The sequence below is a fragment of the Neobacillus drentensis genome (assembly GCF_036962765.1).
Lineage (GTDB): Bacteria > Bacillota > Bacilli > Bacillales > Cytobacillaceae > Neobacillus > Neobacillus drentensis_C.
Window position 1 is genome coordinate 2671 of sequence record NZ_JBALOS010000215.1, and the last position, 14678, is coordinate 17348.

At 36.9% G+C, this 14678-nt stretch carries 16 protein-coding genes and 1 pseudogene; 6 read left to right on the forward strand and 11 right to left on the reverse strand.

Translation table 11 applies throughout. The annotated features are described in order from the left end of the window. The coding region (locus V7137_RS23410) for a cupin domain-containing protein (RefSeq protein ID WP_335700296.1) at positions 1-276 on the forward strand (276 nt) is incomplete at its 5' end. A 172-nt stretch (positions 277-448) separates the two neighbouring features. On the opposite strand, the gene V7137_RS23415 is transcribed toward V7137_RS23410, so the two are convergent. Together V7137_RS23415 and V7137_RS23420 are read right to left on the reverse strand one after the other, a co-directional pair. Next, positions 449-817 carry a MerR family transcriptional regulator gene (locus tag V7137_RS23415; protein ID WP_335700297.1) on the reverse strand — a complete coding sequence of 123 codons (369 nt, stop codon included), beginning with the start codon at positions 815-817 and terminating at the stop codon, positions 449-451. Positions 818-836: 19 nt separating this feature from the next. Then, a complete protein-coding gene (locus V7137_RS23420; RefSeq protein ID WP_335700298.1) occupies positions 837-1547 on the reverse strand; it encodes an SDR family NAD(P)-dependent oxidoreductase in 711 nt (236 codons plus the stop codon). Positions 1548-1778: 231 nt separating this feature from the next. Here V7137_RS23420 and V7137_RS30775 point away from each other — a divergent pair. Continuing rightward, positions 1779-1853 (forward strand): annotated as a pseudogene (locus V7137_RS30775) (acetoacetate decarboxylase); the annotation flags it as partial. Here the strand turns inward: V7137_RS30775 and V7137_RS23425 are convergent. The 7 genes from V7137_RS23425 to V7137_RS23455 all read right to left on the reverse strand — a co-directional run bounded on the left by V7137_RS23425 (position 1849) and on the right by V7137_RS23455 (position 8159). After that, complete coding sequence (locus tag V7137_RS23425; protein WP_420490169.1) at positions 1849-2760, reverse strand: SDR family oxidoreductase; 912 nt, start codon at positions 2758-2760, stop codon at positions 1849-1851. The pseudogene V7137_RS30775 and the gene V7137_RS23425 overlap by 5 nt on opposite strands. Continuing rightward, a complete protein-coding gene (locus V7137_RS23430; protein ID WP_335700300.1) occupies positions 2717-3739 on the reverse strand; it encodes an aldo/keto reductase in 1023 nt (340 codons plus the stop codon). Before V7137_RS23430 ends, V7137_RS23425 begins: the two co-directional genes overlap by 44 nt. A gap of 15 nt (positions 3740-3754) precedes the next feature. Then, positions 3755-4180 (reverse strand): NAD(P)H-dependent oxidoreductase, encoded by a 426-nt coding sequence (locus V7137_RS23435; protein ID WP_335700301.1) that lies wholly within the window; start codon positions 4178-4180, stop codon positions 3755-3757. Between the two features lie 89 nt (positions 4181-4269). Beyond that, complete coding sequence (locus V7137_RS23440) at positions 4270-4806, reverse strand: NAD(P)H-dependent oxidoreductase (RefSeq protein ID WP_335700302.1); 537 nt, start codon at positions 4804-4806, stop codon at positions 4270-4272. 107 nt (positions 4807-4913) lie between these two features. Beyond that, on the reverse strand, positions 4914-5561 hold the full coding sequence (locus V7137_RS23445) for an SDR family oxidoreductase (RefSeq protein ID WP_335700303.1): 648 nt from the start codon (positions 5559-5561) through the stop codon (positions 4914-4916). Between the two features lie 49 nt (positions 5562-5610). Then, entirely contained in the window at positions 5611-6045 is a 435-nt protein-coding gene (locus V7137_RS23450) for a MarR family winged helix-turn-helix transcriptional regulator (protein WP_335700304.1), read from the reverse strand. A 419-nt stretch (positions 6046-6464) separates the two neighbouring features. Beyond that, positions 6465-8159: a multicopper oxidase family protein gene (locus V7137_RS23455; RefSeq protein ID WP_335700305.1), complete on the reverse strand. Its 1695-nt coding sequence runs from the start codon at positions 8157-8159 to the stop codon at positions 6465-6467. A 393-nt stretch (positions 8160-8552) separates the two neighbouring features. On the opposite strand from V7137_RS23455, the gene V7137_RS23460 reads away from it, so the two are divergent. The 3 genes from V7137_RS23460 (at position 8553) to V7137_RS23470 (ending at position 11936) form a co-directional block, all read left to right on the forward strand. Further along, positions 8553-9521, forward strand: a complete 969-nt coding sequence (locus tag V7137_RS23460) for an FRG domain-containing protein (RefSeq protein ID WP_335700306.1) — start codon at positions 8553-8555, stop codon at positions 9519-9521. Between the two features lie 305 nt (positions 9522-9826). Further along, positions 9827-10387 (forward strand): recombinase family protein, encoded by a 561-nt coding sequence (locus tag V7137_RS23465; protein WP_335700307.1) that lies wholly within the window; start codon positions 9827-9829, stop codon positions 10385-10387. Positions 10388-10745: 358 nt separating this feature from the next. Further along, positions 10746-11936 (forward strand): hypothetical protein, encoded by a 1191-nt coding sequence (locus V7137_RS23470; RefSeq protein WP_335700308.1) that lies wholly within the window; start codon positions 10746-10748, stop codon positions 11934-11936. 601 nt (positions 11937-12537) lie between these two features. Here V7137_RS23470 and V7137_RS23475 read toward each other — a convergent pair. After that, positions 12538-13410, reverse strand: a complete 873-nt coding sequence (locus V7137_RS23475; protein WP_335700309.1) for a YHYH domain-containing protein — start codon at positions 13408-13410, stop codon at positions 12538-12540. A gap of 365 nt (positions 13411-13775) precedes the next feature. Then, entirely contained in the window at positions 13776-14075 is a 300-nt protein-coding gene (locus V7137_RS23480; protein WP_335700310.1) for a hypothetical protein, read from the reverse strand. Positions 14076-14341: 266 nt separating this feature from the next. Between V7137_RS23480 and V7137_RS23485 the strand changes: the two genes are divergently transcribed. Continuing rightward, the gene (locus V7137_RS23485; protein WP_214717720.1) at positions 14342-14632 is read left to right on the forward strand and encodes a DUF5316 domain-containing protein; all 291 of its coding nucleotides are present in this window, start codon (positions 14342-14344) and stop codon (positions 14630-14632) included. The last annotated feature ends 46 nt before the right edge of the window (positions 14633-14678 follow it).

The following is a 14678-nucleotide window of genomic DNA, read 5'->3' on the forward strand; positions in this document are numbered from 1 at the left end:
GGGGAAGACATTGGTTTAGAAATTCACCCTAACGTTGACCAATTCTTACGGATTGAACAAGGTCAAGGGATTGTTCAAATGGGCAACAGAAAAGATAATTTAAACTTTGTACGAAATGTTTATGATAATTTTGCCATTATGATACCCGCCGGAACCTGGCATAATGTAACCAATACAGGTAATATCCCTTTAAAACTTTATTCTATATATGCTCCTCCACAGCATCCATTTGGTACAGTTCATGTAACTAAAGCACATGCTTTAGAGGTGGAATAAGACCAGAATATATCTTTTTTTACTTAAGGAGGCAATATTGAAGAACTAGCTGCCATAGTGCAGCTTTTTTAATATAAGATATGCTATAGAATGCCTATCACTGATTTATACGAGATATTCACAAAAAAAGACCAGACGTATGTACGTTGGTCTTTCCACTTTATACAATTTATTAATGATTTTCTTTCATCTCTTGTTCAAGTCTTGCAATTTTCTGTTGAATTTTTATTAAATTTTCTTCGGTATCACGAATTTGTTGTAGAACATTGATTTCTTGTTGTTTCATCATTTCTAGTCGTTGAGGGATGGTATCATTCCCATCCATTGACCAATCTACAAACTGTTTAATGTCCTTGATTGGCATTCCGGTATTTTTTAAACATAAAATGATTTCCAGAAATTTAAGTGCATCTTCGTTAAAAACTCGGTCCCCTTTTTCAGTTCTTTTGAGAAAGGGGAACAGTCCTTGATTATCATAGTAGCGTAATTGAGAAATGGATAAATGATTGATTTTTGCAACTTGTCCGATCGTATAATTCATATGATTTCCCTTATGGTGTTTACCAAGGAATAATCCCATTTTTATTAAGGATTTTACCATTATAATTTGTTTCGCTTAAGGCGTATTTAACAATGATTTGTGCACCATCCGCAGGTGTTTTGCCTCCTGGAGCATTGCCATTAAGGTCGGTAGTGGTAAAACCAGGTGTAACTCCTATAATTTCAGGACCGTTTGTACCAAATTCTTTACCAAAGGCTAATGTTAAAGAATTTACAGCGGTTTTTGATGAATTATAGCCTAATATATTAAGATGTCCAGCATCACCATTGTCAAACATCGTTTGTGAAGCCATATCGGTAGTGACGTTTACAATTTTCCCACCCTGAGATTTTTTTACTAGTGGTAAAAAGGTTTGGATCATTTGAAATGTGCCAAAGAAGTTAACATCAAATTCTTGACGCAGGGTTTCTAATTTTAATTCACTAGGCAAAATATTGAAATCGAGTGCAATCCCTGCGTTGTTTATTAACAAATCTAGGTGATCCGTAACTTCAAGGATTTTATTTTTTGAGTTTTGAATTGATTGTGTGTCTGAAATATCAACTTGAACAAATGAAACATTCGAAAAGCCTAAAGATTGTACAGCTTTTTGTTCGAGTTCTTCATTGCGGGCTCCTAAAAATACGTGATAATTTTTTTCTGCTAATTGACGGACAATCTCATATCCAATACCTTTATTTGCGCCTGTTACAAAAGCGAATTTTGTCATATTTTATTTCCTCCAATATTTTATTGATTAGATACAATTAAAAATATACAACCTAAACCTAAGTTGGGGTCAAGGTGTTTTTAAAAGGGAAACGATAAAATCCTTTTTATCAGTAACAATATTCTTATTTAAACAAGCCCAAATTAATGATATTTTCCTGCTACGATAATAATTTATACGATAGGTGGTAACTTGACTTTATGGTCGCAATATCAGCAGTCACAAACAGCTTATGTTGATAATCATCCTGTCATTGCTATGGGTCGGGAAGCAAGTGCATATCCCAAAAAACTTGGTGCCCCTAAAAGAGGATTCCAGGCTTGATTAAGCTCATACTGGTATCCCATAATTTCCGAGCAGAATCATGGTCATTTGCAGCTTCAGTAGTTTCTGTTTCTTTGCAGTTAACAAAGAATTTACCGCTAACGCCAAAAACATCAGGGGAGGAAGCAAGATAGACTGGTGTAAGCGCACCTTTTTTCGGATTAGTTGAGAACGTTTTGAATATCGTCCGTAGGATCCAAGGCATGTCATGCATAAGATTAGAGCGGATAATTCCTGGATGCAGGCTGTTAACGGTAACACACTTTCCATCAAGCCTCTTTGAAAATTCTTTAGTAAATAAAATTAAACCTAATTTAGTAGGACCTACTGCTCTGAAAAAAGCATAATTTTGTTTGGTCATAAGGTCATCAAAGTTCATTTTAATTCCGTTGTGCTTGGAGGCTACATTAATAATTCTTCCTTCACCACTTGCTGCAAGCGACTCCAGTAAGAGGTGGGAAAGGATAAAATGAGATAAATAGTTTGTGGCAAACGTGGTTTCAATTCCATCTTCAGTTTCAGAACGTTTTGCTAAAAAGACTGCAGCATTATTGATTAAAACATCTAACTTGTTATACTTTTTCTTAAATTGATCAGCTGCTTGTTTGACTGAACGCTGAGATGATAAATCAGCAATAATGAGATCTGCATGGATATTACCTGTTTCTTCAATAATATCTTGAATCGCTTTTTTGCCACGTTCCTCATTTCTGCATAATAAAACAATTGTTGCTCCTTTTTTAGCTAATTCTATGGCTATAGCTTTACCAATCCCTGAGTTGCCACCAGTAATTAAACAAATTTTCCCCTTCATCGATTTCTCCCCTTCTCCAAGCAATTCAATATTATTTTTTTTCAATCTTTTCAAACGTTTTTCCATGGATGGCATTTAAAACAGATTCAGATGCAAGAAAATCATGTGGGAATCCCAGGTCAATTTTGCTAGCTTCATTTAATTGGGTAAGATGTGTTTCTGAAAGACAGAATGCCAAACTTCCAAGATTGTCTTTCATTTGTTCTTCTCGTTTTGCACCAATTAGCGGAATGACGGTACCAGCTTGTTGACGGACCCAGTTTATTGCAACTTGGGCAGGGAGAACTGCTAGTTCTTTTGCGATTTCTTCCACAACTGCAGCAATAGCCCGGTTGCGTTCATTTAAGCGTGCACTTTGAGGAGATAATCTCCCTTTTTCAGATGAAGGATTACTGTATTTTCCCGTTAGTGCACCGCCAGCCATTGGTGCCCATGCAGTAACCCCAATATCTAAAGCGCGTGCCATTGGTAATAAATCTCTTTCTGGAGTTCGCTGCAACAAATTGTACTCCACTTGCAAGCCGATAAACGGAGTCCAACCACGAAGTGTAGACAGCATATTAGCTTGTGAAACAATCCAAGCAGGTGTATCCGAGACTCCTACATAAAGAATTTTTCCGGAACGAACTAAATCGTCAAGTGCACGCATCACTTCTTCGACCGGTGTCATAAAATCCCAAGCATGAAGCCAAAGTAAATCAATATAATCGGTCTGAAGCTGTTTTAAGCTCTTTTCAACGGATTGAACGAGATTTTTTCGATGGTTACCGCCGCCATTTGGATCGTTTGGACGAGTGTTCAGTGTATATTTAGTCGCAACGACAAACTGTTCACGCTTTTCACGAATAAATTCCCCAACATATTTTTCACTTGTTCCATTGGTATAATTGACAGCCGTATCAATAAAATTCCCACCAGCTTCAACGAAAGCATTGAAGATTTTTTTGCTTTCTTCCTTAGAAGCGCCAAATCCCCAGTCTTCCCCAAACGTCATTGTACCTAAAGCTAATTCAGATACTCGTAAGCCGCTTCTTCCTAACAATTTATAATTCATTACAAGACCTCTTTTCTAATAGTTATTTTTCAGATGACATACCAGCTCTTCAGCACTTTCGAGGACTTGTTCGTTCGTTAAGAAGCGCACTCCCTGTTTCGTAAAAGTGGGCAAGAACCGCATGCCGGTCAAGTTGGCTGTTGCCTGAAATGGTTTGGTTAACTCGCTTATGCTGAAGTGATTGTATCCGCCAGCTTGATAAGNNTGCCATTGTTTTAACAAAGCGGGTGAACTGTACCAGTAGAATGGGAATTGAAATACGATACGATCATGCTCCAATAGAAGTTGCTGTTCTTTTTCCACATCAATCTCAACTGTTGAGTAATTTGCACATAAATTATGGACCGTAACATTTTCCTCTTGTTGAAGACGGTTCATCCACGTTCTATTTACCTTCGATTGTTCCAAGTTTGGATGGGCTACAATAACTAATGTTTTCATTTAGATCACCTTTCAATTGTTTGTACACTTAAACAAAAATCATTAAAAGGTATTTCAGTGAAAGAAATACCTTTATTTAAATATGTTAATTAAGCTTCAATTAAGGATGGCTGAAGAACATGATTTACATATGCTTTTGCATTTTCTTCAAGTTGTTCATCTGTGACATGCATAACACCATTCAGCACAAATAACGGCATAAAACGGGTACCTATGAGGTTGCTTGTTTGTTGTAAAGGAGTTGTTAAAGTCTCCATGGTAAAATGATTATAGCCAGTAGGCTGGTAGGAATCTTCTGGTCCAAAGGTTGAAATCGCAAGACCTAGTTCTTTACCGTGTAGCTTGTCACCGCCTTCGCCATATGCCCAGCCGTAGGAGAGCACTTCATCCTGCCATTGTTTTAACAAAGAAGGCGTGCTGTACCAGTAAAAAGGAAATTGAAGAATAATACGGTCATGTGATTCTAATAGGCTTTGTTCGTGTGCTACGTTTATTTTCCCGTCTGGATACGCTTGATAAAGAGTATGAATCGTTATTTCTTCGTGTTTTTTCAATTCCTGCATCCAAGTGCGGTTAATTCGAGATTGTTCCAAATTAGGGTGTGTGATAATTACAAGAGTTTTCATTAGTAAGTCTCCTTTTGTCATTTTTCTTTTCTAGTTTGGATTACACATATTGTGTTCATTAATGGAATTTTTACATTTGTACATACAAATTATGTTGCAAAAAAATTTTACTTTTCTTCATACATAATTTCTGTTTCAGTTTGATTTTCGTACATGCTATAAAATGTGTTCGCAATATTTTCAGATGAGAAATAGGTTCCTTCTTGTACAAAGCCTTTAATCGTTAATGTTCCAACATAAATTCCTTTAGGGCTCAATTCTTGGTGCAAGCTGTATGCTAAATTGCGAATACCTGCTTTTCCAATCGCTAATGAAGCATAGTCAGCATAGGGGTGAAGAGCTAATCCTCCGCCCGTTAATAAAATGGTTCCATTTTCCATATGGGGAATCACTTCTTTTACACTGGTAAGAGCTCCAGCTACACTGATTTTAAAATCTTCCACTAATTGATCCACGCTTAATGTTGTTGGTTTGCCTGGTCTTCCTGCAGCAGCATTGTATAAGAGTACATCAATTTTTCCATAAGTTTTAATTACCGCATCAATGGCTGTTTTCAAAGATTCTACTGAAGAGACATTCCCTGGAAATCCTTTTGCTGCAATCCCATCATTTTTAAGTTCATTTTCATATTTCTGTAATGACTCCATATTGCGGGAAATCAAGGCAACATTAAAGCCTTCTTTTCCGAATTTCCTTGCTGTATTTAAGCTAATTCCTGGTCCAGCACCGACAATTAGCAATATTTTTTCAGTCATAATTAAGCCTCCTAAATATTTGTATATACAAATGAATGGGTAAAAAAAATTACAGTTCTCTTTCTAACTTATTGCTCGCTTCATGAAGAGTTTTACTTAAATCTTTACTGAACTCGCTTCCTAAGATTTCGGAATAGCTGTTAAACAATTCTTTTAAAGAAACCCGAAACTGCAGGTACACCTTTTCTCCTTCTTCAGTTAAAGAAATCAGTGTTTGTTTTCCATCCATTTTTCTGGTGACCAGGTTAAATTTTTCAAGTTTATCAATAAACCTCGTACTTGTGGAAGGTGCAATAGATAACTTATGACATAGTTCCTTCTGTGTGATTTCCGGATGGAACTTCACAATCATTATCATGTAAAGATATGAAGGAGCAAGGTCACCAAAATCAAATGTCTTTTCGGTTAATTTTGTTATGTTTCGAGCAAACCGACTAGCTGTAAAGTAAAGACAATGTATTAATACCTGTTCTTCTTCATTCATGTAATCAATCCTTTTTTTCATTTGCATATACAAATTAACACGAAATTACCTTAAGGTCAACTAAATCATATTTCTTGTTTCCTTCAGACACAGTATATATTATAAACTTTGTTCCAAAACTTATTAAGATTACATTAAAAGGATGGGAGAAATGAAAGCATTGCTATTGCGTGGAAAAGGTCAATGGAAAGCAATGAAGATTGAAGAAGTGGAAACACCAAAACCCAGTCCAGGTGAGATTTTAGTAGAGGTATATTAGGTTGGGTTAAATCCTGAAGGTTGTCCCTTTATAGCCATAGAAAAATCCCCTCCAAATAGTAGTGTAACACCCAAGTTAACTTCATGGGCTTTTTACACTATCTACTTAAAGGGGATAATATCAAAAGCTAGTCTTTTTTTCATTACTATTACCTTTATTTTTAAGGGTGGCGATGATGAGGATGGTGATGGTCATGGGAACTTGACTCATCATGGTCTTCATTACAACATTGAGCAAACGAGTCATCCGGACACACGCCTGGAATCGGAATGCATGGGTCAAAATTATGATTTTGGAGTACTTCGTACGGTCGCATCATATCGTGGTCTTCATGTTCAAGGATATGACAATGCCATGGATAGATTCCTGTAAATGGCCCAAACCGTGCAATAATGCGGGTAACCTCCCCAGGATTGGCACGAACGGTATCTTTCCAACCCATTTCACTTGGATCGAGTGGCAGTGGCGGCCCAATGACAGGATTATCATTTGGATCACCGGAGAACGTAGCACGACTCAATATTTGAAAAGTAACAAGGTGCAAGTGAATGGGATGAGTATCCGGTGTAGTATTGAAAAGTTCCCAAATCTCTATAGTCCCATTATATGGTGTTTCTGTTATAGGCAATTGATCCCAATCCAGATTATTTAATAGAAGTTTTAAACGCCCGAACTCATCTGTAGTTTCCACTAAGACATTTTTTCGTACCGTTATAGCATCAGCAGGATTAAGTCTCTCTAGGCAACTTAGCTTTTCTGGAATTTTACTTTTGTCAGGTTTAGAGAGTTTTTGTTTGACACGAAATTCCATAATCTGCGTAAGGTCCGGTGATGGTGGATCGCCACCAGGGAATGGTGCTGGTGCGTCATTTGTTAAAATAATACTTTGACCGTTATGGGTTGAAAAATCGATAACCACATCGACCCGTTCCGCGGGTGCAAGGGTAATTTGGGATACATTTTCTATCTTTCTTTCCAATAGTCCTCCTTCCGTGCCAATTAAGGTAAATTTTGGACCAGGAGAACTAAGACTAATACGGTAAAAGCGAGCATTGGAGCCATTAAGGATGCGGAACCGGTATTTCCTTGGCTCAACCTCAAGGAAGGGCCATACTTTTCCATTGACTAAGATGGTGTTGCCAAAAAACTCAGGAACGACTGATGGATTTGGTAATGTTGGATCTATTGGTGGAGGCGGCTGTGGTGCTGGGGGAGGCTCATGGCCTGGCTGGGTTGGATAGAACAATTCACCATTAGGATAGAACGAACGATCTTGGATGACCAGCGGAATTTCAAATTTTCCACTTGGAAGGTCCAATTCTTCCTCTTCATCATCTCTGAGGATATAAAATCCTGCAAGCCCAGCATAAACGTTCAAACGAGTGATTCCAAGGGCGTGATCATGATACCATAGTGTTGCAGGGCGTTGACAGTTTGGATAAAAATAGACTTCATGGGCGAATTTCGGCCCAACATTTTCAAAATCTCGCGTAAACCATGCCTCAGGATATCCATCATTTTCCGGTCTAACCCGACCTTCATGTAAATGTACAACCGTCCTTACAGAAGGTTTATCTGGTTCTGCACCATGAAGTGTTCGATCCACGGGCAGCAGGTGTTCAAAGGGCAATTCATTTTTCCACTTGACTAAAATAGGCTCATTTCTTCTTACTTCGAATGTAGGACCAGGATACATACCGTTATAACCCCAAACGGTAGTTGGCGGCAAATCGCGATGTAATTTCTGCATTACTTCTCTCATGGTTACTTCAAAGAATGGAATCCCATCTGATTTATCTTTTGGTTTTAAGATTGGTGGTAAAGGTAATGCATCTACAAACTTCTGTAAAGACATTTAACTTCCTCCTGTTAAAAAAATTAATCATACCTTTTATTTTTAGTTCTTAAACAGGTAATTTATGACAAAAAAGAGTTGATTCCTGCTCATTTTTATCAGCTGGTCCCGATTAATCATCCTTTTTTGGTTTAGGGATTTTTTTTATTAAACCAAGGGCATTTATGTTAAAAAAAAGGGCTGTAGTGGCAGCTTTTTCGTTTCTAAAAAAAATTGTGAAGAATTGCACTTAAAGTAACGGGTGCTTTAATTTAAGATTAAGCTGCCAAAATTGGGGGCATTTTTGTTTGGCAAAAAGATAATTATCTAACATAAGAAGGTCTTATGCTAGACAAAAGGAATTTAATATCAGATGTTGAATTATTGGTTATATGAAAAAAAGGAGATAACAATATGGAGACATCTGATTTTATTAAAGAAGTTCATTTTAATAATGTTAAGGAATTATTTGATGAACTTTCTCCCTTTGGGAAGTATAAGTATGTTCTACGGGATTTTGTGTTTAGAGGTGAATCAAGCTCCCATTACAAGTTGCTTCCAAGTGCTTTAAGAGAACAGAATAAAAAATGGCTATTTTCACTTAGTGATCTGAGTGTAAGTAACTTGGAGACAGAACATGAACAACAGTATGCTGAATTTAGACTTTTGAAAAAGTTTTTCGAAATGGCAGACCATAAGGGTATAAATGTACCAGACATACCTTTTATGAGAAAAGAAGTACTAAATGTCTTTCCTTTTGTAAGAAAAAGCACATTAAGTAATGTTTGGATACCAGAAGAATTATTAGAATTAGCAGCTCTTGCTCAACATTATGGCGTTCCTACTAGACTAATCGACTGGAGTATTAGTCATATGGTTTCTTTATATTTTGCGGCTTCCGGTGCGCTAAAGAATGGAAACAATGAGGATGACTACATGGTTCTTTGGGCTTTAAATTTTAGGCATCTTGAGTTTCTAAGAGAAACAGTTTCTAGGATTCCACTTCGTATAATAAAACCAACATACCATAGAAATCCCAATTTATTAGCTCAGAAAGGTGTCTTAAGTTGCTGGACATATAAGAATATGGTAGCATTTCCAGAATCTTTCGATGGTTTTAATGAACTTAATGAACCTGTTGATAGGACACCTTTGGATGATTTAATAAGTAATTATGTGAATAGTAATGGGATTGGATTAAAGAACTCAGATTCCTCATATAGCATACTTCTATATAAGTTTCATTTACCGATTAACGAGGCTAGGACATTGTATAAGGTTTTAACTGATTATAACTTTGGTGCTGATAATATTTTCTCAGGACTCAGTGGAGTGTTTCAAAGGATGAAAGATGATGCATTATTCAACAGTCCAATATTATAAGAGTAAAGAGTCCTTCCCAGGGCTCTTTTTATTTTACCTAGGGGACCAGTGTTGCGGTCCACCTTGAAGGTTTATTTTAAACAAGTAATAGTGAAATCTTATTAAGCTAACAAGTGCTATAGTTGAATAAAAAGATAATTAACGTCGAGTCCAAGCTACATGGATTCGGCTTTTTTTATTTCGTTTACAGAAATGGTGTCATAACTTAAAAGTATTGACACCGAAAAATGGAAGTAATAAAATTAAGGTATCAACAGGTGTCATAACTTATATTCAAAAGTAAAGCAAGGAAAGAGGGTGATTTTATGAAGTATGGGTATGCCAGGGTTTCTACTATCGGGCAAGACTTAGATGCACAGATTCAATCATTAGAACATGAACGGTGCGACAAAATTTTTTCAGAAAAGTTCACCGGGACCAAGAGAGAGCGGCCGCAGTTCCAAGAATTGCTTTCCCTTTTAAAAAATGGAGATACGCTGGTTGTAACAAAACTTGATCGCTTTGCCCGTTCGGCCGTGGACGCTATCCAAATCATTAGGAATCTGTTTGAACAGGGTGTAAAAGTACATGTTTTGAATATGGGATTGGTCGAGAATACTCCAACGGGAAAACTGATATTAACCATTATGAGTGGGTTTGCGGAGTTTGAAAGAGATATGATCGTGGAGCGAACACAGGAAGGGAAGGCTATAGCGAAACAACGCGAGGATTTTAGAGAAGGTAGACCCAAAAAGTACGGTAAAAAACAAATTGAACATGCTTTGAAACTGCTAGAAACAAACTCATATAAACAGGTTGAGGATATAACCGGCATTAGTAAAAGCACACTCATAAGGGCAAAGAAACGCTTTGAATTAAAATCATAAAAAATGTGTGCTTTTTGTGAAAAATGGTTCCTACGAATAGAAATGCAGCAATTCCCATGGCGGGGATATGGGAGCTGTGAGTTGGCGTTGTCCTGAAATGACCCTTAATATTGACCTCAATGGAAAATACCCTGTAATTGTAAATGTGATAGAAAAGCTCAGCTTGATGAAAAGGTCCCATTTCTTCTAATTATATAGTAAAATTAACCATAGCATATATTAAACATAGGTGGTTTCGCATGGAATATAAAGAAAGAAATATCATGATGAAGGTCAGCAAACTCATCGGAGTAATTCTGATGAAAACCAGTCTTATTCTGAGGGAGATACCCTTCGAAATATCCTTGAGGTGCAGCGAGTGAAGTGGCCGTTGGGTTTGGTCCAATGGAGTTGGCTCGCCGTATGCATCTTGTTCCTTTTCTTTGCACGTTTATTTTTACCAGAAAGATTCTTGAATCTAGATAACGATACGTCTGGGGTATTGTTGACAGTCTTATTTGGCGTGACTGGGGCAATCATTTCCCTAATGGGATTGATTGCAATTTTTGTATCACTCAGTAGCCAGCACAAAATTGAGAAATGTCGTGAACTTTATTGGGAAATGCTTGAATTAAAATTACAGGAATTATCGAACAGAAAAGCCCTGAGGAAGCTCTTGTATATGTATGGAAACGTCTTTTACAGTTCCGAAAATTTCGTGAAGGATGTGACCAACCTTAGTAGGGCCAGCATCCTTTTTGTTGTGGTTTCCTGGTCCTTGTTTATGGGGTTGACGCCGTCGGTTAACGAAGGCGTGTTGATTCACTCTATTACCTTAGGAGGCATCATTGTCCTTCTTTGTTTCCATCAGGTGTTAGGCAGGCTGGTACAGCTGAAGAACACAGGAGAAATTGAAGATTTAGTGTACTTATTTGATATGGCACATCCCGAAGCGGAGCGAATTGACACACTATCCCTTCTAGAGGATGCTTTTAGCAGAACACGAAATGGCTTTATGGAAGATACTTGTACGAATTTCGCAGAAATTTCTATGGACTTAGATATACCGATTGGGAATTTTTATATTACGCTTCGGAAAATCCAGATTCACGATAGGTTAATTGACTTGATTAGGACAGAAACAGAACATGAAGAGAAATATACTTGGAGTTTTAAGCCCAAAGGGCAAGAAGATGTCCTTTTTTGGTTGAAGCATAAAAAGCAGCAAAAATTTGTACAACTAAAAAGGCTCCTTGTACGATTTGAGGGAACCGTGTTCAAAAGCGAAGTTTTGCCAGATAATGAAGGGCGTGAGGTCCTTTGCCTGACAATACCTGATGATACCGATTCCTTTTGTTTAATCTTTGAAGCTGTTGGCGGAGATAAGTGCACAAACAAGTTCCAAATGTTTGATTCAGGTGAAACTAGCTTGGATTTGTCTTTTCAAAAACTATACAAAAAAGACATTATGACTGCCTTCATCGTGTCTGGGCCAAATCATCAGACTGACTCGGTGCCTTATACAGAATGGGAAAGCGGGAGAAGAAATATAGGGACAACAGTCTTGTGACAGGCGATAAACATCAACCACTTTAGTTAGAGTTATAAATGAGAACAAAATAACTCGACTCGATAAAATTTCTATTGAATCCTCCGCCAAGTTAACCTAAAAAACTATAAACATTTTTATAGCCCTTATTTAGCTATTGGGTGAGTTAACGAAAGATTAGGGCTGTCATTATTGGCAGCTTTTTTCTTAATGCCTTTAGTAGGTCGGAAACTTCGGCAGGAACTATAATGGAAGTGTCCGGTTTACAGTAATAGCGGGTGCAGGAGATGTAACAGGAGCTGTGGCAATTGCAGCAAATTGAGTAGGAGTTGTAATTGCTAACTATTGTAAAGTCTGTAGCAAATAGTGCTTTAAGTGCAGTTTCAGGAACAGTAGTTGGTACGGCTGTAATTGGTGCTACGCTGCAATGAAGGCTTGGGATGCTTTTGTTAGTGCTGCAATAGCTGTACCTAGGGAAAAGAATAGACTGTAAAGCAAGAAAAAGAATACAGATACCTGCTATAACGTGACATTAGCTTGTTCCGTTGGTAATAAAAAAACTAAGTATGAAAAGGGGTAGGCTATCACCCATCCCCTAATATATAGAGGTAGTTAAATTATCTTACTCTATTTTCTTCTTTTTTCTTTTACCAATCCAAAAACCAACCAGTCCGACACCTGCAATTATTGGAATTAAAGCATACCCTTTTATGTAATTTGAATAAATAAGGCCCATTTTAGTCGGAAAAGGCAATGTACCACCTTCGTCATTCCATCCATTTTTATACCCTAGAATATACTGGTATCTATCATCTCCATCAGTATATTGTTCTTCGTTGTAGTTATAGGCAGTCTGTGAATCGTAGTATCCAGTTTGGTAACCCAAAATAAAACTGTCCGGTTTGTCTTGGAATTTTGCTGGAACATCTATGCTTTCCACCTCAGCGTTTTCAGATTCTTTTTCAGTTTCCTCCAAAGCTTTTATTTCGTCGTTAAAACCTTTTACATACCCGTTATAATAATCAGGTTCCGTTTTAGAACCTTCAAAAACGTCCCACGCTACAATTTCCTTTTCTCCTGCGTCAGCATCTTTTTGACCAGCTTCATATCCTCTATCATACTCAGAATCTTGAAAATCCTTTCTGGCATCTCTAATGGCTTCGTTAAAACCATCCTTATATCCATTTGAATAGTCTTTGTTATATTCAGTCCATTTAGCTTCATAACTTTTATTTTTCTTTTTTTGGACGTCTGAGTATGCAATCTTATACCAATAATCATAGGCTTCATCGTATCCATCTTCATATGTATGCGTATCTTTTGGAACAACCTTTGCGGCCGGCGTACTGTTAGGCTCTGAATTATGATAATGATATTCCCCATACTTAATTCCCCATTGTTCACAATTAGTCCAACAATGATGGCCACCACTTGCGTCTGTTCCACCCGGATGGGCATATACCTTAATATTGATACCCATAAATATAATTACCAATAATATAGATAGCCTCCTAATTTTAACCACCTCCTAAATTAAGTTAATGCCTGTTGCACCCAAGAAAATTCGGATAGTTTAATGATCTTTAAAATATTATATATGTCATTAATTATACTACTTGGAAAATCGATGTGATAGGAAAAATTTCCTAAAAAGGTGTAGTGGTTAGGTAAGATGAAAGGAGCATAAATGTAAGAGGGGACGTGGAATAATAAATAATAAAAAAATAGACCACTACCTGGAGTGAGTAGTCTACATTTGTGTAAAGGCGGGCGACACCACCTTTATTTGGGGATTATTGCAGCAGGCCTTTTCATCTAGTGCTAAAATGCAGGTCTATAAAAGGAAATTAATTGATCACTCTATCTCCTTTTGTTTGGTTTGATTCTTAGCCTGTAGTTAGCACGTACTAATCGATGTAGTTCATCTCTTGGGGAACAAGCGATAACATTTTTAACGAGCTCATGGTCTAACTCAACACCGTTTAATTTGAATCCTCTTTTGTTTCCACGTATAACGACTTCTCGAATACTACTAGTGTATGCGTATTCCTTTATAATCCACTTTTCCAGACTGTTTGCTTCATAGGTTTCAACAAGATTAATAAAGGTTTGCAAACGTCTAATTTCTTCTTTTGCACTTGGAACCGTCAATATTTTCATGTAAAACACCCTCCTTTATAACTACCAATTCGTCATATGGAAGGATTACACCTTTCGACAATTATGTGAATAAAGAACGAACACTAATTGTTAGGAATAACATTAAAGGCAATTAAAAGATTGTGATCTCCTGTACTTAAACTAACGGGGCAGGTTAGTTTAATAAGGAATGTGGGAATTTTTGTATTTATAAAATTCTGAAAATGCTATAATTAAAAATGTAAACTAATGGAATTTAACAAAAAAACCATAGGGATGTGTTAATTATGAAGAAATTAATTATAGGAATTAGTATTGTGGTGGTCGCTTTTCTAATTTCAATGTTTTCAAGCAATTACACTTTATTGTATAAAATCACTGGGGCTGTCGGAATTATCTCATTGATATTAGGAGCTTTGTTATCTGGAGCATTCTTGGATGGGGATAGATTGGGAAGAAATCTACAATCTGAATCAAAAGAAGATAGAAAACAAAGATTTTCACAAACTAATTCTATATTGTTAATAGGATTACCTAATTTATTAATTGCAGCGGTTTGCTTTTTTTTAATGAAATAAATGAATTTTAGTTACCAACTCCCTATTGTTTGTTAAATTATCGGAC

What these genes read in the sequence shown, in the direction of transcription:
- V7137_RS23415 (WP_335700297.1), bottom strand. Translation starts at nt 817, where the DNA reads ATGAATTATACGATCGGACAAGTTGCAAAAATCAATCATTTATCCATT.
- V7137_RS23420 (WP_335700298.1), bottom strand. Translation starts at nt 1,547, where the DNA reads ATGACAAAATTCGCTTTTGTAACAGGCGCAAATAAAGGTATTGGATAT.
- V7137_RS23425 (WP_420490169.1), bottom strand. Translation starts at nt 2,760, where the DNA reads ATGCCATCCATGGAAAAACGTTTGAAAAGATTGAAAAAAAATAATATT.
- V7137_RS23430 (WP_335700300.1), bottom strand. Translation starts at nt 3,739, where the DNA reads ATGAATTATAAATTGTTAGGAAGAAGCGGCTTACGAGTATCTGAATTA.
- V7137_RS23440 (WP_335700302.1), bottom strand. Translation starts at nt 4,806, where the DNA reads ATGAAAACTCTTGTAATTATCACACACCCTAATTTGGAACAATCTCGA.
- V7137_RS23445 (WP_335700303.1), bottom strand. Translation starts at nt 5,561, where the DNA reads ATGACTGAAAAAATATTGCTAATTGTCGGTGCTGGACCAGGAATTAGC.
- V7137_RS23450 (WP_335700304.1), bottom strand. Translation starts at nt 6,045, where the DNA reads ATGAATGAAGAAGAACAGGTATTAATACATTGTCTTTACTTTACAGCT.
- V7137_RS23455 (WP_335700305.1), bottom strand. Translation starts at nt 8,159, where the DNA reads ATGTCTTTACAGAAGTTTGTAGATGCATTACCTTTACCACCAATCTTA.
- V7137_RS23460 (WP_335700306.1), top strand. Translation starts at nt 8,553, where the DNA reads ATGGAGACATCTGATTTTATTAAAGAAGTTCATTTTAATAATGTTAAG.
- V7137_RS23465 (WP_335700307.1), top strand. Translation starts at nt 9,827, where the DNA reads ATGAAGTATGGGTATGCCAGGGTTTCTACTATCGGGCAAGACTTAGAT.
- V7137_RS23480 (WP_335700310.1), bottom strand. Translation starts at nt 14,075, where the DNA reads ATGAAAATATTGACGGTTCCAAGTGCAAAAGAAGAAATTAGACGTTTG.
- V7137_RS23485 (WP_214717720.1), top strand. Translation starts at nt 14,342, where the DNA reads ATGAAGAAATTAATTATAGGAATTAGTATTGTGGTGGTCGCTTTTCTA.